Below are 20003 nucleotides of genomic sequence, written 5' to 3' on the forward strand. Positions count from 1 at the left end.
GCGCATTTTTACGCTGGCTATCTTGCGTTAAGGGACCTACCTCATGAATCTTTCCCGTCTTGAACTCCGCATTCTCCCACCGGTGACGTTTGCGCTCTGCGTGCTGCTGGCGCTTTTTCTAAGTTGGCTTATCCCCGTTCATTTTCCGCTAGCGGTACTCGCGTGGTTTTTATGCGCTCTCTGTTTCGTGGCGTCCGGCGCTATCGGCATCGTTAGCCTGATTTCCTTCTGGCGAGCAAAAACGACGGTTAATCCAGTACGGGTGGACGCTGCAACCACGCTGGTCGAAGGCGGTCTGTATGCCTTTTCCCGTAACCCGATGTATCTGGCGTTTGCCTTGCTGCTGCTGAGCCTCTGTTTTTATCTCGCCAATCCCCTTACGTTTCTTGCCGTAGCGCTGTTTGTCGCCTATATCACCCGCTTTCAGATCGTGCCGGAGGAGCGGGCGCTGGAAGCGCGTTTTGGCGAGCGCTATCGCCTTTACCGGCAGCGCGTGCGGCGCTGGATTTAAGCTCGCTGTAATCGATTTTTCACCCGATCGTCATCAAAGAGAAATGTGATCAATGTTTAATTCTACGCGGGTAGACTTGATCTATCTACGCGAGTAGATACACTCGCATTAAAAACGTGTTGGTCGTTTAGCCGCGCTGAGCTGCCGAACGGTAGCCAGCGCATAGGTTGGATCAAAAGTAAGGATCGTAATAATGACAATAACGCATGATTCTGGCACCGCCGCTCAGTCTGAGCGGCTCGCTGCGGACGAACGCCTGTCCACGGAGGAGGGGCGCAAAGACTTTTGGCGAGCGACCCTTTCCTGCTGGCTGGGTACTACGATGGAATACGCTGACTTTGCGCTCTACGGCCTGGCGGCGGGGATTATTTTCGGCGACGTCTTCTTTCCTGACGCGACGCCGATAGTAGCGCTGATTTCCAGCTTCGCTACTTACTCGGTCGGCTTTATTGCCCGCCCGATCGGCGCTTTGCTGTTTGGCTGGCTAGGCGATCGCAAGGGGCGCAAGCTGGTGATGGTGGTGACAATCACCCTGATGGGGGCATCGACGACGTTTATCGGGCTTATCCCCAGCTATGCGACCATCGGCCTATGGGCGCCCGCCTGCTTGGCGTTTCTGCGCTTTATGCAGGGGTTGGGGGCAGGTGCGGAGCTTTCCGGCGGCGCGGTGATGCTGGGCGAGTACGCGCCTTCCGAACGCCGCGGGCTGGTGTCTTCCATTATCGCGCTGGGTTCCAACAGCGGCACGCTGCTGGCCTCGTTGGTATGGCTGCTGGTGCTGCAGATGGATCGCGAAACCCTGTTGGAGTGGGGCTGGCGGGTGCCGTTTCTTTCCAGCATTCTGATTGCCGCCGTGGCGCTGTTTATCCGCCGCCACATGCGCGAAACGCCGGTATTCGAACGCCAAAAGCAGCTGCTGGCAGAGCAGCGCCGCGCGGCGATGGAAGAAGGGCGCAAGCATGAGCAGGAGTCCGGCGAGCAGAAGAGCTTCTGGAAGCGCACTAAGGCCTTCTGGATCATGGTGGGGCTTCGCATCGGTGAGAACGGCCCGTCCTATCTGGCGCAGGGCTTTATCGTCGGCTACGTGGCCAAGGTGCTGATGGTCGACAAGTCGGTGCCGACGATGGCGGTGTTTATCGCCTCTTTGTTGGGATTTCTTATCATTCCTCTGTCGGGCTGGCTGTCCGATCGCTTTGGCCGACGCATTACCTACCGCTGGTTCTGCCTGCTGCTGGTGCTGTATGCCGTGCCCGCATTTATGCTGCTGGATACCCGCGAGCCGATTATCGTTATCCTGACGATTATCGTCGGCATGCTGATAGCCTCATTAGGCATCTTCGGGGTGCAGGCCGCATGGGGCGTTGAGCTGTTCGGCGTCACCAATCGCTACAGCAAAATGGCGGTCGCTAAAGAGCTGGGCTCGATTATGTCCGGCGGCACTGCGCCGCTGGTGGCGTCCTTCATGCTGTCGTTTGCCGGCCACTGGTGGCCGATCGCCGTCTACTTTATGCTGATGGCGGGCATTGGACTTGTAACCACGTTCTTTGCGCCGGAAACGCGCGGGCGCGATCTGAACCTGCCGGAAGACGCGATTTAAGCTCGCCATCTAGTGAAAAATGCCGACCGGAGCACGAGTTCTTGCTTTAGTCGGTATTTTTCAGCCCTGGGGTTCGGTATGCTGTACAACGGTTTGATTACTGGGTGTTTTGTACCCGTCATACTTCGAGCTGCCTGTGCGTTGGCTTTGAATACTCGGCCCATCCGTGGGCCTCGCCCTTACGGGCCGCCGCAAGCGGCGTTCAAATCTGCTCCAGACAGATTTGTCGCTCACCCTAGTCACTTACTATTGTAAGCTCCTAGGGATTCGCTGCATCGCCGCGTGATTCGGCCTGAAGGCCTCACCCTTACAGGGCCAGCGCAAGCGCTGTTCAAAACGCCACAGGCGTTTTGTCATGCAACTCGAATTATTTAGGGTATATCTCTGTCCGTTAAGGTAGGTGGATACGCTGTGCTAAATCAACATCCTCGTCGCGTCACGCGCGCTGACGTCGCCAGGGAGGCGGGAACCTCCGTTGCGGTCGTTAGCTATGTGATTAACAACGGGCCTCGTCCGGTTGCTGAGGCGACCCGTCAGCGCGTTCTCGATGCGATTAAAAAGACCGGTTATCGCCCTAACGGCATCGCGCGCGCGCTGGCGTCGGGCACTACGCGCACCTACGGGCTGATTATCCCCAATATCGCCAACCCGTTTCTTTCCTCGATGGCGCATTCGCTTCAGCAGGAGGCCTTCGAACACGGTCAGGTGCTGCTTTTGGGAGACGCCGGCGACAACCGCCAGCGGGAGCTTGAGCTTATCAATAACCTGCTGCATCGACAGGTTGACGGCCTGCTGTATACCAGCGTCGACCGCCACCCCTATATTGAGTTGATTCAGGCGTCGGGTACGCCGTTCGTCATGCTGGACCGCGTCGATCCGGCGCTCAACGTCAGTGCTATCCGCGTTGACGAAAGGGCGGCGGCATTTCAGGCGACCCGCCACCTGACGGAACACGGCTACCGTGACATCGCTATTATTTGCGGCCCCAGGGAGATGCTGAACACGCAGGATCGCATCAGCGGCTGGCGAGAGGCGCTGCAAACAGCCAGGCTTCCGGTGAAGGAGGAGTGGATATTTTCCACTACCTATACCCGAGAAGGCGGCTATCAGGCCGCCTGCCGAATGCTTGAAGGTACGCTTCCCAGAGCGCTGTTCGCCACCAACGAACTTCAGGCGCTGGGCTGCCTGAGGGCGCTTTCTGAGCGCGGCATCAAGGTTCCTGAGGAGGTGGCGCTGGTGTGCTTTAACGGCACCGTCGAATCGGAGTTCAACGTGCCTTCGCTGACTCACGTACGCCAGCCAGTTAAGGCGATGGCGAAAGCGGCGATTGAAATGCTTAAGAACTGGAACGGCACGCCAGAACTGAGGGAATTTTCGTTTGATTTGCTGATTGGCGAATCATGTGGGTGCTGCCCGACCTTGATAAAGTGAATCGACCAAGTGAAAAAACAAACTATGCGTTTAATAATTGATTGCGATCCCGGCAACGGCGTCGCCGGCGCCAACGTTGATGACGGGTTGGCTCTGGCTGTCGCTATGGCCGCGCCAGAAATCAGCCTGGAGCTGATTACCACGGTGGCGGGAAATACGCCGAGTGAAGTGGGCTTCTCGGTAGCGCGCACGCTGACCGAGCGGATGGGGCTGGATATCGCCGTGCGTCGGGGAGCCTCCCGTGCGCTGGTGGAGCCTTCAGGGCCGTGGCGCGACAGGCTGGACAACGGCGCGGCGCGTGCGGGCCTGACGGACCTCTGGCACAACGTGCCGACGCCCTACGCGGTGAGCAGCGAATGTCCGCTGGCGGCTCACGCCATGGGCGAGCTTATCTGCAATAATCCCGGCGAGATAACCCTGATTGCTATCGGCCCGCTGACCAACGTTGCCCACGCGATGCACCTGTATCCTGACTTGGCGGAAAAGGTTAAAGAAATCATCATAATGGGTGGCGTATTCAACGTTGAGGGCTATATTAAAGATACTAACTTCGGCGTTGATCCCGAAGCGGCTCACGTCGTCTTGACCAGCGGCGCCAACGTCACGCTGGTGCCGATGGACGCCACCGTGCAAACCCAGATGGTGTTTGAAGATTTGGATCGGATTGCTGAAATCGGCTCGCCGCTGACCGACTATCTGGCGGAAACCGTTCGCCCCTGGATCCACTATTCGATGAAAACGCGCCGTTTGCCGGGCTGTTGGATCCACGACGTGTTGACAGTGGCCTGGCTATTGGATAAAAGCGTTGCAACAAGCCTGCATCAATACGTTGACGTTGCGCTGGAAAGGGGACTCGCGCGCGGAACGACCTGGCGCTGGGATCCCGATAGCTTGAGGCTGGACGTCGGCATTGCGCTCCCTCAGGGAAGGCCGGTAAAAATACTGCATCAGGTGGATAACCAAAAGCTGCTGTCCATTATTTATCATGCGCTGAGCCAGACTCGAGGTTAGTTGTATTTAATGTAGATTCTCCCTTCTGTTTCGTAACGAGGGGAAACGGGACGCCATTATGCTAACGCTGTTGCACTTACTCTCTTCCGTCGCTCTGCTGGTATGGGGAACGCATATCGTTCGTACCGGCGTAATGCGGATATTCGGCGCCGACCTGCGCCGCGCCCTCGGCGCCAGCGTGCGCCGAAAGGGGAGCGCCTTTGTGGCGGGGCTGGGCGTGACGGCGCTGGTTCAAAGCAGCAACGCGACGGCGCTGCTGGTCATTTCGTTTGTCGCACAGGGGCTGATTGGCCTGTCTCCAGCGCTGACCATCCTTCTCGGCGCCGACGTGGGTACGGCGCTGATGGCGCGCGTGCTGACCTTCGATCTTTCCTGGCTGTCTCCTCTGCTGATCCTGTTTGGCGTGATTGCCTTCCTAAGCCAAAAGAAAACCCGCGCGGGTCAGGTGGGCAGAGCGGGGATCGGCCTTGGTCTTATCCTGCTGGCGCTTCAGCTTATCGTCATTTCGGCCAAGCCGATGACGGAAGCCAGCGCGGTGCAGGAGGTGTTTTCATCGCTGGCGGGGGATGCGATCCTCGCGCTGCTGATTGGCGCGCTGTTCGCCATGCTCACCTATTCCAGCCTGGCGGCGGTGCTGCTGACGGCAACGCTGGCTGCGACGGGGTTGGTGCCGCTTAATATTGCGCTCTCGCTTGTGATTGGCTCTAATCTGGGCAGCGGCGCGCTGGCGGTGATCAGCAGCCGGGGGCAGGGTACGACCGCCAGGCGGCTGGTGTTGGGCAGCATGCTGTTTAAGGTTATTGGCTGCCTGCTGGTCGCCCCCTGGGTGACGATGCTGGCCCAGTGGGTGAAGCCCTATGGGCTGCCCGCTGCGGACGTCGTTATCTATTTCCACGTGGTTTACAACCTGGCGCGCTGTCTGGTCATGCTGCCGTTGGTGCAGCCGGTCGCTCGCCTGATGGAGCGCCTGTTGCCCGATGAGCCGACGACCGAGACGCGGCTTACGCCGCGCTATCTGGACCGCTCGGCGCTCGATACGCCGTCGCTGGCGCTGGCCAACGCAGTGCGAGAAACGCTGCGGCTGGGCGACGTTATCAGCCAGATGCTGGAGGGCTTTCAGCAGGTATTACAGGGCAACGCCCAGCACAAGCGGGTAGTGACCCACTTGAAGGACGAAAGCGACATGCTGTACGAGGCCATCAAGCTTTATCTGGCCCGGCTGCCGCAGGAAAGCCTGAGCGACAGCGACTCTCGTCGCTGGGCGGAAATTATCGGCACGGCGGTCAATCTGGAACAGGCGGGCGACATTATCTACCGCATGGCCGCGGAAGTATCGTCAAAATCGCTGAACGCCCAGCGCTTTTTCTCCCAAAAGGGCATTGAGGACTTAACCACGCTGCACGCGCGGCTGGTTAAAAACCTCGATTTAGCGATGTCGGTGTTCCTGTCCGGCGAGGTGGATAACGCCAGGCGCCTGCGTCGCGCCAAGCACAGGTTTCGCCTGCTCAATCAGCGTTATTCTTTGGCTCACGTCGAAAGGCTGCACCAGAATAATTTACAAAGCATGGAGACCAGCTCACTGCACATGGGGCTTTTGGCCGACATGAAGCGCCTGAACTCGCTGTTTTGCGCCGTAGCCTATTACGTGCTGGAAGTGCAGGACGAAGAGAACGCAGACGCGGAGGCGGGTGCTGCCTGATTTGTCAGCTTTGTAAGCCGTGGGTAAAGGTTTGTTGCTCAGATTGAATTCACCCATTCAACCGGCTAATTTTATAGGAAATAACGGGATATCGCTTTGTAACGTGAAGGAGCCACAAAATGCGAGCAGACTACCCTACAAACTATGAAGTTGGCGACGTTGTCTTTACCTGTATCGGTCACCCCCTGTTTCGCCAGATCTCAGCGGCCTCTCTTTGTTGGAGCAACCACGTCGGCATTATCGTCGGCCACGACGGCAGCGACTATATCGTGGCGGAGAGCCGCGTGCCGCTGTCCTGTACCACAACCCTCAGCTGCTTTATCAATCGCTCCGTCGATGGCCGCTACGGCATTCGCCGACTGAGCGGCGGGCTTTGTGAAAAACAGAAGCAGGCGATCGTCGAGCAGGTGCCTTCCCGGCTGTGGAAACTTTACCATACCGGATTTAACTACGACTCTGCGCGTCAGTTTTGCTCAAAGTTCGTATTTGATATTTATCGCGACGCGTTATCGATTCCGGTGGGCAAGATCGAAACTTTTGATCAACTACTCAACAGTAATCCAAACGCTCGGTTACAATTCTGGAACTTTTGGTTTCTGGGCTCGATTCCTTGGGAACGCAAAACGGTGACGCCGGCCAGCCTGTGGTTTTATCCCGAGCTTGAGTCGGTATACAGCAGCCACCCGGATGCAAGCGAAGCCGAGCCGGACTGGTATTATCATTAGGCCGCGTCCTGTAACTGCCCTCGGTGGCGATGCGGAGTCGACATGGCCTGGAGGAGTAACAACGTTGGGATATTATGCCGAAGAGACTGCCGACGAGATCGCGCAGTTTGTGAAAAATGAAGTCAGCCGTTTTGTTGAGGCGCATCCCAAAGAGATTTTTTCGGCCTTTGCGTTTGACTGCAATATCCATGAAGAGGTCGAGCTCAACCTGTGCTTGACCACTTCTGAACACCTGAATGAAATCCTGCATTATTACCAAACCGGCGCTAACGGCGCATACTACCTTTCCGATGAGGGCATCTTAAGCCTGAAGTACAACACCGGCGACTGGAAGTACCCATGTTTTAGCTCTATGAACTGCATTCGCGATGAGGAACATGACTACTTTTCCGTCAACGGTGAAGAGAAGTACCACTACTGGATAAGCCTGCTGTCGGGCATCATGGCTGACTTTATGAGGTCGCCGACGTTTGCCGCCATTCCCAAATGCGAGGACTTCAAAGTGCTGGTTTACGATCGCGAAGAAGAGCCGCACCATAGCCAGAAGCGCCTGAACGCCGCCGGCGACAGCGCCTTTTTCCGCCTTGACTAAGCGGTATCCCGCAACGGCCTCATTAAATTAAGTGTTTCTAACTGTGTCTAAAAATGCGAAAGAAAGCGCTTTTCGTTCTCTTCAGCAGATTTTCTTTGATGAAATCCCGCCATTTTTCTTCATAACTTTCTAATAAACAATGCGTTGTGGCTATTGGAGCCTCATCGGGCGCATTCATTGTCGCCTGGGCTGCCTTAGTGTAAAATAACTGCCGGTTATGAAACTTATCTTCATAAAAATCAAATAATTAATGGTTTTCGATAGGGCTATGTCAAATAGTGTGTTTAATCGCCGTTGGGCTTCGGTCGTGCTGGAAGCCTTAACGCGCCACGGAGTCGAACACGTCTGCATCGCGCCCGGCTCTCGTTCTACGCCGCTGACGTTGGCGGCCGCGGCGAATTCGAAACTGACCTGCCATACCCACTTTGATGAACGCGGTTTGGGCCATCTTGCCCTCGGCATGGCGAAAGTCAGCCACAGGCCGGTTGCGGTTATCGTCACGTCCGGGACCGCCGTCGCCAACCTTTATCCTGCGCTAATCGAAGCGGGCCTGACCGGCGAACGTTTGGTATTGTTAACCGCCGACAGGCCGCCGGAGCTTATTGACTGCGGCGCCAATCAGGCTATCCGCCAGACGGACATTTTTTCTCATCATCCTTCCGCGACGCTTTCTCTACCGCGCCCGACGCCCGATATTTCCGCCGCCTGGCTGGCTTCTGCGGTTGACGAGGCGGTGGCCGGGCTGTCACAGGGGGCGCTACACGTTAACTGCCCGTTTGCCGAGCCGCTCTACGGCGGGGACGAAAGCGCCTATAGCGCGTGGTCCGACGCGCTGGGCGAGTGGTGGAATGAAACCTCTCCTTGGCTAAGTTTGCCCGGTGCGCTAGCGCTGCGCGCCGAACCCGACTGGGATTCGTGGCGCGTTCGCCGAGGCGTGGTGGTGGCCGCTCGCCTGACGGCATCGCAGGGTAGGACCGTTGCCGCCTGGGCGCAAAAATTAGGCTGGCCTCTTCTCGGCGACGTGCTTTCCAGCTGCGGTCAGCCGCTTCCCTGTGCCGACCTGTGGCTGAATAATCCGCAGGCCAAGGAACGGCTGGCGCAGGCAGAGATCGTCATTCAGTTCGGCGGCAGCCTGACCGGTAAGCGCATGCTTCAGTGGCAGGCGGGGTGTTCTCCCAAAGAGTATTGGATTGTCGACGGCGTTCGCGGCAGGCTGGATCCGGCCAACCATCGCGGTCGACGCATCACGGGCGACATTGGCGAATGGCTGTCGATGCATCCGACGACCGATGCCGCGCCCTGGGCCCCCGAGCTGGGAGCGCTGGCTCAGAAAGCGCAGCGGCACGCGCAGGGCTATCTGGCCGAGCGCTTCGGCGAAGCGCAGTTTGCCAGCCGTTTACCTGAGCTGCTGCCCGAAGGCGGCCTGTTCTGGGCCGGAAACAGCCTGATCGTTCGCCTGATTGACGCGCTGGCGCAGTTGCCTGCGGGATATCCGGTTTATAGCAACCGCGGCGCCAGCGGCATTGACGGCCTGATTTCTACCGCGGCGGGCGTTCAACGCAGCGCGAATGCTCCGATGCTGGCGGTTATCGGCGATATTTCCGCGCTCTACGATCTCAACGCGTTATCGCTATTTAGTCAGACCTGCCGGCCGGCGGTGCTGGTGGTGGTGAATAACGACGGCGGTTCGATCTTCTCGCTGCTGCCAACGCCGGAAGTTGAGCGCGAGCGCTTCTACCGCATGCCGCACGGCTTCGGCTTTGAGCACGCGGCGGCAATGTTTGGACTGGACTACGTCCGCCCGGAAAGCTGGCAGGAACTAAAGCAGGCGGTCTCTGAACATTGGCGTCAGCCGAACGGAACGCTGCTGCTGGAGCTTCGCGTTGCGCCCCACGACGGCGCTCGCGCCTTGCAGCAGTTGGTATCCGACGCGGAGCGGCTTTAGTGCTGGGCTTGACGCGCTACCCCGCCGAACGTCCGTTGGACGACGACGCTCCTTGGCTGGTGTTTATTCACGGCCTGCTGGGGGACGGTCAAGACTGGGCAAAGGTGCTGCCTTACTTTAGCCGCTATTCCTGCGCTACGCTGGATTTGCCCGGCCACGGCGCATCCCGCTCCGTTGGCGTTGAAAGCTTTGACCACCTCGACCATTTACTGGCGCAAACCCTGCTGGCCTATAATATTAATCGTTATATACTCGTCGGCTACTCTCTCGGCGGCCGAACGGCGATGTATCATGCAGCCCTTGGCCAGAGCGGCGGCCTGTGCGGCCTGGCCATTGAAGGCGGCAACCCCGGCCTTGACGATCCCGCCGAGCGAGACGCCCGACGGGCCCACGATGCCCAGTGGGCCGTACGCTTTCGGCAGCTTCCCTTCGATGAAGCGCTGGACGCATGGTATCGACAGCCGGTGTTTGCCGATTTGGACGACGATGCGCGCGGGCGCATGATTGAAAAGCGCATAAGGAACAACGCCCTTACCGTTGCCGACATGCTTGAGGCCACTTCGCTTGGCCGCCAGCCCTGGTTAACGGCGCGGCTAAACGACGCGGTTGAAAAGCGGCGTCTCCCGTTTTGCTACCTTTGCGGCGAACGGGATCTCAAGTTTCAGCGCATTGCGTTGGAAAACCATTTTCCGCTGCGTATTGTCCCTGCGGCGGGTCATAACGCACATAGCGGCAACCCTGAGGGGTTTGCCAAAAGTTTGCTTACATTTTTAAAGGAATGCTAACCATGCTGTATCCAAGTGAAGAAGAACTGTACGCCCCGATAGAGTGGCAGGACTGCTCAGAAGGATTTCAAGACATTCGCTACCACAAGTCGGCCGAAGGGATTGCCAAAATCACCATCAACCGCCCCGAGGTGCGTAACGCATTCCGTCCGCTGACGGTCAAAGAGATGATCCAGGCGCTGTCTGACGCGCGTTATGACGACAACATCGGCACTATCGTCCTGACCGGCGAAGGCGAAAAGGCCTTCTGCTCCGGCGGCGACCAGCGCGTGCGTGGCGACTACGGCGGCTATAAGGACGACAGCGGCGTTCACCACCTCAACGTGCTGGACTTCCAGCGCCAGATCCGCACCTGTCCGAAGCCTATCGTTGCGGCGGTCGCCGGCTATTCCATCGGCGGCGGCCACGTGCTGCACATGATGTGCGACCTGACCATTGCGGCTGAAAACGCCGTCTTCGGCCAAACCGGCCCGAAGGTCGGCTCTTTTGACGGCGGCTGGGGCGCATCCTACATGGCCCGCATCGTCGGCCAGAAGAAGGCGCGCGAAATTTGGTTCCTGTGCCGTCAGTACAACGCTCAAGAAGCGCTGGACATGGGGCTGGTCAACACCGTTGTGCCGGTCGCCGAGCTGGAAAGAGAAACCGTTCGCTGGTGCCGTGAAATGCTGCGCAACAGCCCGATGGCGCTGCGCTGCCTGAAGGCGTCGCTCAACGCCGACTGCGACGGTCAGGCCGGTCTGCAGGAGCTGGCGGGCAACGCCACCATGCTGTTCTACATGACCGAAGAAGGACAAGAGGGGCGCAACGCGTTCAACGAAAAGCGCCAGCCGGACTTCAGCAAATTTAAGCGTAATCCGTAATGCGCCGGGTCGAACTCTACCGCTTTAGCCTGCCGATGGAGGCAGGCGTTATCCTGCGCAATCAGCGGTTAAAAACGCGCGACGGCCTGCTGGTGTGTCTGGAAGAGAACGGCAGGCAGGGGTGGGGAGAAATCTCCCCGCTTCCGGAGTTCTCTCAGGAGACGCTGGACGATGCGGAAGCGGCCACCTTAGGCTGGCTGCATAGCTGGGTTAATGGCGAACAGGCGTTCGACTGCGCGCTGCCTTCGGTTTCTTTCGGCCTGAGCTGCGCGCTGGCGGAGCTTGAGGGGGCGCTTCCCGAAAAGGCGGACTACCGAAAGGCGCCGCTGTGCAACGGCGACCCGGACGAGCTGTTTCCCGCCCTGGGCGCGATGCAGGGCGAGAAGGTGGCGAAAGTGAAGGTAGGGCTGTATGAGGCGGTGCGTGACGGCATGATCGTCAACCTGCTGCTGGAAGCTATCCCTGACCTTAAGCTGCGTCTGGACGCCAACCGCAGTTGGACTCGCGCCAAGGCCGACGGCTTTGTGAAGTACGTTGCCCCCGAGCTGCGCCCCCGCATTCAGTTTCTGGAAGAGCCCTGCAAAACTCGGGAAGAGTCCCGTCAGTTTACGCGGGAAACGGGGATCGCTATCGCTTGGGATGAAAGCGTGCGCGAGCCGGACTTCGTCGTAGAGGCCGAGCAGGGCGTAGCGGCGATTATCATCAAGCCTACGCTGGTGGGTAATTTACAGCGCTGCCAGCGTCTGGTTCAGCAGGCCCATGAAGCCGGTATGATGGCGGTCATCAGCTCTTCCATTGAAAGCAGCTTTGGCTTAACCCAACTGGCCCGCATCGCCGCGTGGCTGACGCCGAATACCATTCCGGGGTTGGATACGCTTTCTCTGATGCAGTCCCAGCTGGTTCGCTCATGGCCGGACAGCCCGCTGCCGGTACTGGGCCTTGACTCGCTGGACGTCGTATGGCGCCGTTAGACTGCCCGGAGTTTTTTGACTGGCCGTGGCGGCAGTGGGCAACCCAGCGTCCTGACGCGATTGCCCTGATCCGCGGCCAACGGGAGATCTCCTGGCTGCGGCTGGCGGAGGAAGTCAACGCCCTGTGCGCTCGCTTTTACCAAAGCGGCGTGCGCGAAGGGCAGGGTGTCGCTCTGAGAGGGAAAAACGGCGAAGAGCTGCTGTTGGCCTATCTGGCCGTGCTGCAGCTCGGCGCCAGAGTTTTACCTCTTAATCCCCAACTGCCGGAATCTCTGCTGGCGGAGCTGCTGCCTTCTCTTGATATTCACTACGGCTGGTGCGCGCACAACGGCGTCTGGAGTTCAGATATCGCGCCGCTGTCGCCGTTTTCCGCCGAGCTTTTGAGCTGTGACTACCAGGATGAGCATGCCCCATGGCCGTGCGACAGCGCGCTGACCATGACGCTAACCTCCGGCTCCAGCGGCCTGCCCAAGGCGGTGGTACATCGCCCTGGCGCTCACCTGGCGAACGCGAGGGGGCTGCTGCAGCGAATGCCGTTTGAGGTCGGCGACCGCTGGCTGCTGTCTTTGCCGCTGTTTCACGTGTCCGGCCAGGGTATCCTCTGGCGCTGGCTGTTTAAGGGCGCGACGCTGGTTCAGCGAAATATGCACCCTTTGGGAGACGCGCTTTCGGGCTGTACTCACGCTTCGCTGGTGCCAACTCAGCTTTGGCGCCTGCTGGAGCAGCCCGCGTCCGGACTGGCGTTAAAGCAAGTATTACTTGGCGGCGCGACTATCCCCGTAGAGCTGACCACCCGCGCTATGAATGTGGGCATCAGCTGCTGGTGCGGCTACGGCATGACCGAGATGGCCTCTACCGCCTGCGCCAAGCCGGCGAACGCCAGCGCGGGCGTAGGCGTGCCGCTGCCGGGGCGGGAGCTTCGCATCGTGCGCGATGAGATTTGGCTTAAGGGCAGCGGTCAGGCGCTCGGCTACTGGCAAAAGGGGCACGTGCGTGAGCTTACCGATGCCGAAGGCTGGTTTCACACCCGCGATCGCGGTGAAATCAGAGACGGCGAGCTGTTCGTTCAGGGGCGTCTGGATAACCTGTTCTTCAGCGGCGGAGAGGGCATCCAGCCGGAAGACATCGAACGGGCGCTGGCCACGCATCCCGCCGTACATCAGGCTTTTGTTGTACCCATCGACAGCGCTGAGTTCGGCCAACGGCCGGTAGCGGTGATCGACAGCGACATCGGTTTTGATATCGCTAAGCTGTCTACCTGGCTTGAGGGTAAGGTTCCGCGCTTCCAAATTCCCGATGCGTACTATCTGTTGCCGGAGCGCCTGAAACAGGGGGGGATTAAGATCTCCCGGCAGGCGGTGAGGGAGTGGGTGAAGCAGATGTAGCCATTTTTATTTATTAAATAGAGAAATATAAGGTTTATATAATGAGACCTGTATTTCTCTTTTTATTTTTTTAAAATATAAAAAAATTATTTTTATATTCACTTCTATAGCACCTCACTTTATTCATTGACATGAACGCCTAATTATTTATTCTCAGGAAGGTCGTGTTTCATTCGTAAGTTTTTTAGTGTTTTAGCATTAATTATTTGATTAATATTTTTTATTAAATGTCGTAAAGGGATTGAATATGGAACTTATTGAGAAACTAAAAAATCTTTCTATGAAAATTACTCAGCAAGGAGATAGCATAAAAACGGAAGAAGCAACAAAAAATGCCTTCGTTATGCCATTCATTAATTTCGTCCTAGGTTATGACGTTTTTGACCCTACTGAAGTTATTCCTGAATTTATTTGTGATATAGGAACTAAAAAAGGTGAAAAAGTCGATTATGCTATTTTAAAAGATGGTGAAGTACAAATGCTGTTCGAGTGTAAGAAATTGGGTGAACCATTGAATTTAAATCATTCTGGGCAGCTTTTTCGCTACTTTCACGTAACTAATGCCAGAATAGCCATTTTGACGAATGGACAGGTATATAAGTTTTTCACCGATCTTGATGCGTCAAATAAAATGGATGAAAAGCCATTCTTAGAGCTGGATCTTTTAGATATCGACGAGTATTCCGTTCCTGAGCTTTCTAAATTAACTAAATCAGATTTTGACGTTGAATCCATTATTAGTGCCGCTGGGGAGCTAAAATACGTCAGTCAGATTAAGAAAGTTATTTCTACTCAGTTTATAGAACCAGAGGATGATTTCATCAGATTTATAGCCAGTAGGGTTTATGATGGGATGATTACTCAAAAAGTCAGAGAACAATTTACTGAATTAACTAAAAAGGCGGCTGCACAGTATTTGAATGAGCAGGTCAACGATCGGTTGAAATCAGCAATGAGTGGTATTTCTACTAAATTACCTGCTTCTATAGTTGAGGAAGAAAACGATATAAGCTCAACCACCTCGGCGGAAGAAGAGCCAGATAAAATTGTTACGACACAGGAAGAAATTGAAGGTTTCCATATTGTAAAAGCTATTGTCCGCGCAGCTGTTGATGTGAAGAGAATAGCTATCAGGGATACGCAAAGTTACTGCGGTATTCTTCTTGATGATAATAACCGTAAACCAATTTGCCGACTACACTTCAACCGAAACCAAAAGTATATCGGTATTTTTGATTCTGAGAAAAATGAAAATCGTTATCCAATTGATTCTGTTGATGAATTATACAATTATGCGGATAAGCTGAAAGAAACGGTGATGTTGTACTGTTAATAAATGCATCCTTAAGGGGCCGTCATACGGCCTCTTTTAACTCCCTCTATCTAAAAGACTTTGTTCTAAGGTTGTTACATATAGTGATTCGTTGCATCGCTATTTCATCATATGCAATTTATGTGACCGGATCCTCTATTCCCTTTCAACCTTCATGATATTGTTATTTGGTTGTATTATGCAACTATATAACAATAAGAGGCTCCCATAATGACGAGCAACACAAACCTGGTCGAAAAAATACGTTCCGCTTCCCGCCTGATGGTGCGCGAATTGGGCTTTATGAATGCGACGCTGGCGGCGACGGACTACTCTCCCTCTGCGGTGCATGCGCTGCTTGAGATCGAATCGAACGAGACCATGACGGCGGCCAGGCTTGCAAAGGCGCTCTGCCTTGAAAAGTCCAGCGTGAGCCGGATGCTTGGCAAGCTGATTAAAGCCGGGGAGCTTGAAGAGTTGCCCGTCGACGGCGACGGCCGGTTTAAGCAGCTGCGCCTGACGGCCAAGGGCCAGCGTACCGTCGAAGAAATCCACGCTTACGGACGCATGCAGGTGGAAACGGCGATGCAGCGCCTTAATCCTGCCCAGCAGCAGGCGGTTGCGCAGGGCATTTCCTGCTACGCCCAGGCGCTTAAATCTCGCCGAACGGGGGAAGCAGGCGCAGCGCCCAGTGAAATAAGAATTGAAGCAGGCTACCGCCCCGGCCTTATTGGTCGGGTGGCGGAAATGCACGCGGCGTATTATTCAACGCATTCCGGCTTCGGCCAGTATTTTGAAAGCAAGGTCGCTTCCGGCATTGCCGAATTTGTTGGTCGTCTTGATGAACCCTGCAACGGCGTTTGGGCTGTGATACTTAACGACAGGATCGTCGGTTCCATTGCGATCGACGGTCAGGACTTGGGCAACGGCGAGGCGCATTTACGCTGGTTTATTCTGGATGACGGATGCCGCGGTAGCGGCGTGGGAAAGATTTTGATTGAGACCGCGCTGGCGTTTTGCGATCGGCACGAGTTCAAGGCCATCCAGCTTTGGACGTTTAAGGGGCTGGACGCGGCAAGGCGTCTGTATGAATCGCACGGGTTTGTTCTCGTTCATGAGGAAGAGGGCAGCCAGTGGGGGAGCGTGGTGACGGAGCAGCAGTTTACGCGCAAGAGGCCGTGATGCGTTTATCGTTCTCGAACGAGGACACGTTAAATCGAAGTCAATCCACCGGAGAGAGGCGTTTACTCCACCCACACCACCTCTCTCCATCCCCTAACGCTGTTAAAAAACGCCACCCCCTGTGCCTGCGCAAGCAGCTTACGGGGGATGACCGCCTCTTCAATCTTTCCCGCCGCAAGCAGCGCTTCACGCTCCGTGCCCGGCAGCAGGCCGCAGGTAAGCGCGGGCGTTAGCCAGCGGCCATCGAGCAGCAGCGCGACGTTGCCGTTGACGAACTCGGTGATTTCGTCGCGCTCGTTGTACAGCAGATATTCATCGTCCAGAGAGGCCTTGGGATAAGCGTCCCGCAGGGTGGTTTTATGGTAGAGCAGCCGGTTTTGGCTGTTGACCGGGAAGGGCGCCCAGCGGGCGGACAGCGGGGCCGTCAGCGGCGTAGCGGCTTCGGCGCTTAGCTCAAGTTCGCCGTCGGCGTTAAGCAGCAGCCTAACTTTATAGCTGCCGTCAGTATGGAGCAAAGCCAGATTTTGCAGGGCTCGCTCGGCCTCTTCCCGGTTGAAGCGAAAGCGGAAATAGCGGGCCGAGGCGGACAGACGGTTAAGGTGTTTGTCTAACAGGCGATAGCTGCCGTCTTTGAGCAACAGGCTTTCCAGCAGTTGCTCAGGCTGCTGGAGGCCTTTAAGCACGCGCGTTTTGTCGATGACTTCCTGATACTCGTTTTCCGCGCTGGAGTCCCAGGTGATGCCGCCTCCTACGCCGTAGCGGGCGACGGAGGTCTGCGTGTCGATAACCACGGTACGGATAGGTACGTTAAACAGCGCTTCGCCCTGTGGCGTAACGTAACCAATGGCGCCGCAGTAAACCTCTCTCGGCAGCGGTTCAAGCTCGGCGATAAGCCTCATGGTGCTGGCTTTGGGCGCACCGGTGATAGAGCCGCAGGGGAACAGGGCGCGAAAGACGTCGGTCAGCCCAACGTCGCTACGCGTTTTAGCGGTAACGGTAGAGGTCATCTGCCAGACGGTAGGGTACTGCTCAACGTCGAACAGGCTAGGGACTTTCACGCTGCCCGGTTCGGCTATCTGGCTCAGGTCGTTACGCAGCAGGTCGACGATCATGACGTTTTCCGCCCGATCCTTTTCCGATTCCATGAGCTTCGCGCGCTGAGCCAGATCGCCCTCGGCGTCCAGCCCTCTGGCGGCAGTGCCCTTCATCGGGCGTGTGGTGATGCTTCCCGCTTTCCAATGGAAGAACAGTTCGGGCGACGCGGACAGGATTTTAAAGCGATCGCAGTCCAGAAACGCGCAGTAGTCAGCGCGTTGGGCGTCTTTTAACTGTGAGTAGAGCGCAATAAGCGCCGCCTCGTCGCATCCGTCCAGACAGCTTTCAAGCCTAATGGTGTAGTTGGTCTGATAGGTGTTACCGGCCCAAATCTCTTTTCGAATACGGACAATGGCGCTGCGGTAGCTTTCAACGTCGGTTAACGGCGACCACGCAAGCGGTGGGGCGATGGCGCTTTTATCCTTTTCGTCGCCCGGTTCGGCATTCTGGTAAATGCCGAACCACAGCAGGGGCATTTCTCCCTGCGGCGGCGTGCGGTAAAACGGCTGAAAGGCCGGAGCGGCCTCATAGGCGATAAAGCCTGCGGCGTAATAGCCTTGGGCAACGGCCTGCTCCACGTCATGCAGGCATCCAACGACTTCATCTACGCGGGACGTTTGAATAATGCGAATGGGGCGACGAAACAACATTGTCCGTTGGTCAAAGTCAAAGCGCAGCGTCACGTTAAGCAACCTCATTCGTATAGTTGGCCAGAAAGTTGTGGATTATTTGTTTTCCGCCGTCGGTCAATATGGCTTCCGGATGAAACTGTACGCCCTCAATCGGCAGTTCGACGTGGCGAAGCGCCATCACGATACCGTCCTGCGTTTGGGCCGTAATGCAAAGCGCGTCGGGCAGTGTGGCCGCGTCCACCATCAGCGAGTGATAGCGCGTGACGCGAAGCGGGTTTTGCAGGCCGTGAAACAGCGTTTGCCCATCGTGGTCGATAAGCGCCGTTTTGCCGTGAGTCGGCGTCGGGCAGGGCACGATGCGGGCGCCGAAGGCGCTGGCAATGGCCTGATGGCCTAAGCAAACGCCGAGCAGGGGGATTTCTCCTGCAAAGCGATGAATCACGGACAGGGTAATTCCTGCTTCTTCAGGCCTGCCGGGGCCGGGGGACAGCACGATGGCCGATGGCGCAAGCGTGGCGATTTCGCTGAGCGACAGCGCGTCGTTTTTACCGATATGCACTCGTACGCCGGACTGGCGCAGGTAGTCGTACAGGTTATAGGTAAAGGAGTCGTAGTTGTCGAGAAGCAGAATCATACCGGGCCGCTTTTGCTTAAAAGAGCGGTCATTCTAGCGAATAGGAGATGAATGGAAAGTGGAAAATGCCCCGCCGAGCGGCGGGGCGGGCAGAGGAGAGGGGTTACATCATCTCTTTTACGGCTCTGGCAACGCCGTTGCCGTAGTCAGGATGCACCTGTGTAAACAGGTCTATCTGACGCTGGCGGATGTGCTCTGGCACCTGAATCAGCTCGCCGGCGATGCGTTTAAACATACGCTCGTGCTCCTGCGGGCTAAGCAGATTAAACAGCGCTCTCGGCTGGCTGAAGTAGTCGGTATCTTCCCGATGGTTCCAGTGATCGGCTGCACCTTCCAGCGTCAGCGGCGGCTCTCTGAAGTCCGGCTGCTCTTTGAACACGCCGAAGCTGTTTGGCTCGTAGGTTGCGCCGCTGCCGCTGTTGCCGTCCACGCGCATCGCGCCGTCGCGATGATAGTTATGGAACGGGCAGCGCGGAGCGTTGACCGGGATTTGGTGATGGTTAACGCCTAAACGATAACGGTGCGCGTCGCCGTAGGAGAACAGGCGGCCTTGCAGCATTTTGTCTGGCGAGAAGCCGATGCCGGGCACGACGTTGGCCGGGTTCATCGCGACCTGCTCCACTTCGGAGAAGTAGTTTTCCGGGTTGCGGTTGAGCTCAAGCACGCCGACCTCAATCAGCGGCGCGTCTTTATGCAGCCAGACCTTGGTCAGATCGAACGGGTTGTAAGGCAGCTTGCTTGCGTCTTTTTCTTCAATGACCTGCACGAACAGCGTCCAGCGTGGGAAGTCGCGTTTTTCAATGGCTTCGTACAGATCGCGCTGAGAGCTTTCACGGTCTTGGCCGATAAGCTTTTCCGCCTCGTCGTCCATCAGGTTTTTGATGCCCTGCTGGGTGCGTAGATGGAACTTCACCCAGTAGCGCTTGTTGTCTGCGCTGATAAAGCTGAAGGTGTGGCTGCCGAAGCCGTGCATGTTGCGATAGGAATAGGGCAGGCCGCGGTCGCTAAAGTCGATGGTCAACTGGTGCAGCGATTCCGGAAGCTGAGAGAAGAAGTCCCACTTGTAGGTCGGATTGCGCAGGTTGGTGCGTGGGTCGCGCTTAACGACGTGGTTGAGATCCGGGAACTTCAGCGGGTCGCGTAGGTAGAAGACCGGCGTATCGTTGCCGACCAGGTCCCAGTTGCCCTCTTCGGTATAAAACTTGATGGCAAAGCCGCGGATGTCGCGCTCTGCATCGGCGGCGCCGCGCTCACCGGCAACGGTTGAGAAGCGGATAAAGAGATCGGTTTTTTTGCCAATCTCTGAAAAAATCTTGGCTCGCGTGTACTTGGTAATATCGTGCGTTACGGTAAAGGTGCCATAGGCGCCGGAACCCTTAGCGTGCATACGGCGCTCGGGGATCACTTCACGGTCGAAGTGGGCCAGCTTTTCGAGAAACCAAACGTCTTGCAACAGCATCGGGCCTCTGGGGCCAGCGGTCATTACGTTGTTGTTATCAACGACCGGGGCGCCAGATCCGGTTGTCAGTTTTTTATCGCTCATCATTTTCTCCTGTAGAAGTTACAAGTCCTGGGTACGCCTAATCTCGGTGTACCCCTTTATTGTTATGCCTATCGTTCTTTTATATCCAATCGC

17 protein-coding genes are annotated in these 20003 nt (G+C 56.7%); 14 read left to right on the plus strand and 3 right to left on the minus strand.

The annotated features are described in order from the left end of the window. The first annotated feature begins 43 nt into the window (after positions 1–43). The 14 genes from G544_RS0109500 to G544_RS0109565 all read left to right on the plus strand — a co-directional run bounded on the left by G544_RS0109500 (position 44) and on the right by G544_RS0109565 (position 16006). A complete protein-coding gene (locus tag G544_RS0109500) occupies positions 44–511 on the plus strand; it encodes a methyltransferase family protein (protein ID WP_027274379.1) in 468 nt (155 codons plus the stop codon). A 193-nt stretch (positions 512–704) separates the two neighbouring features. Next, complete coding sequence (locus G544_RS0109505) at positions 705–2108, plus strand: MFS transporter (RefSeq protein ID WP_027274380.1); 1404 nt, start codon at positions 705–707, stop codon at positions 2106–2108. Between the two features lie 411 nt (positions 2109–2519). After that, the gene (locus tag G544_RS0109510; RefSeq protein WP_027274381.1) at positions 2520–3539 is read left to right on the plus strand and encodes a LacI family DNA-binding transcriptional regulator; all 1020 of its coding nucleotides are present in this window, start codon (positions 2520–2522) and stop codon (positions 3537–3539) included. 24 nt (positions 3540–3563) lie between these two features. Beyond that, on the plus strand, positions 3564–4550 hold the full coding sequence (locus G544_RS0109515; protein WP_027274382.1) for a nucleoside hydrolase: 987 nt from the start codon (positions 3564–3566) through the stop codon (positions 4548–4550). Between the two features lie 58 nt (positions 4551–4608). Further along, positions 4609–6249, plus strand: coding sequence for a Na/Pi cotransporter family protein (locus G544_RS0109520; RefSeq protein ID WP_027274383.1), 1641 nt, complete (start codon positions 4609–4611; stop codon positions 6247–6249). Between the two features lie 119 nt (positions 6250–6368). Further along, complete coding sequence (locus G544_RS0109525; RefSeq protein WP_027274384.1) at positions 6369–6974, plus strand: YebB family permuted papain-like enzyme; 606 nt, start codon at positions 6369–6371, stop codon at positions 6972–6974. 64 nt (positions 6975–7038) lie between these two features. Next, on the plus strand, positions 7039–7566 hold the full coding sequence (locus G544_RS21305; RefSeq protein WP_051155674.1) for a DUF4303 domain-containing protein: 528 nt from the start codon (positions 7039–7041) through the stop codon (positions 7564–7566). Positions 7567–7834: 268 nt separating this feature from the next. After that, the gene (menD, locus tag G544_RS0109535) at positions 7835–9511 is read left to right on the plus strand and encodes a 2-succinyl-5-enolpyruvyl-6-hydroxy-3-cyclohexene-1-carboxylic-acid synthase (protein ID WP_027274385.1); all 1677 of its coding nucleotides are present in this window, start codon (positions 7835–7837) and stop codon (positions 9509–9511) included. Further along, entirely contained in the window at positions 9511–10296 is a 786-nt protein-coding gene (gene menH / locus G544_RS0109540; protein ID WP_245614566.1) for a 2-succinyl-6-hydroxy-2,4-cyclohexadiene-1-carboxylate synthase, read from the plus strand. Before menD ends, menH begins: the two co-directional genes overlap by 1 nt. A gap of 2 nt (positions 10297–10298) precedes the next feature. Next, the gene (gene menB, locus G544_RS0109545) at positions 10299–11156 is read left to right on the plus strand and encodes a 1,4-dihydroxy-2-naphthoyl-CoA synthase (protein WP_027274387.1); all 858 of its coding nucleotides are present in this window, start codon (positions 10299–10301) and stop codon (positions 11154–11156) included. Further along, entirely contained in the window at positions 11156–12127 is a 972-nt protein-coding gene (menC, locus tag G544_RS0109550; RefSeq protein WP_027274388.1) for an o-succinylbenzoate synthase, read from the plus strand. Before menB ends, menC begins: the two co-directional genes overlap by 1 nt. Then, a complete protein-coding gene (menE, locus tag G544_RS0109555) occupies positions 12115–13512 on the plus strand; it encodes an o-succinylbenzoate--CoA ligase (RefSeq protein WP_027274389.1) in 1398 nt (465 codons plus the stop codon). Before menC ends, menE begins: the two co-directional genes overlap by 13 nt. 247 nt (positions 13513–13759) lie before the next feature. Next, entirely contained in the window at positions 13760–14845 is a 1086-nt protein-coding gene (locus G544_RS0109560; protein WP_027274390.1) for a type I restriction endonuclease, read from the plus strand. A 210-nt stretch (positions 14846–15055) separates the two neighbouring features. Next, positions 15056–16006: a bifunctional helix-turn-helix transcriptional regulator/GNAT family N-acetyltransferase gene (locus tag G544_RS0109565; RefSeq protein ID WP_027274391.1), complete on the plus strand. Its 951-nt coding sequence runs from the start codon at positions 15056–15058 to the stop codon at positions 16004–16006. A gap of 62 nt (positions 16007–16068) precedes the next feature. Here the strand turns inward: G544_RS0109565 and pabB are convergent, their stop codons facing one another. The 3 genes from pabB to G544_RS0109580 form a co-directional block, all read right to left on the minus strand. Next, on the minus strand, positions 16069–17799 hold the full coding sequence (pabB, locus tag G544_RS0109570) for an aminodeoxychorismate synthase component I (RefSeq protein ID WP_036023773.1): 1731 nt from the start codon (positions 17797–17799) through the stop codon (positions 16069–16071). After that, positions 17786–18367: an anthranilate synthase component II gene (locus G544_RS0109575; RefSeq protein ID WP_027274393.1), complete on the minus strand. Its 582-nt coding sequence runs from the start codon at positions 18365–18367 to the stop codon at positions 17786–17788. Before G544_RS0109575 ends, pabB begins: the two co-directional genes overlap by 14 nt. A 103-nt stretch (positions 18368–18470) precedes the next feature. Then, positions 18471–19910, minus strand: a complete 1440-nt coding sequence (locus tag G544_RS0109580; protein ID WP_027274394.1) for a catalase — start codon at positions 19908–19910, stop codon at positions 18471–18473. Positions 19911–20003 lie beyond the last annotated feature (93 nt).

Origin of the sequence: Leminorella grimontii ATCC 33999 = DSM 5078 (assembly GCF_000439085.1) — a bacterium.
Taxonomy (GTDB): Bacteria; Pseudomonadota; Gammaproteobacteria; order Enterobacterales; family Enterobacteriaceae; genus Leminorella; species Leminorella grimontii.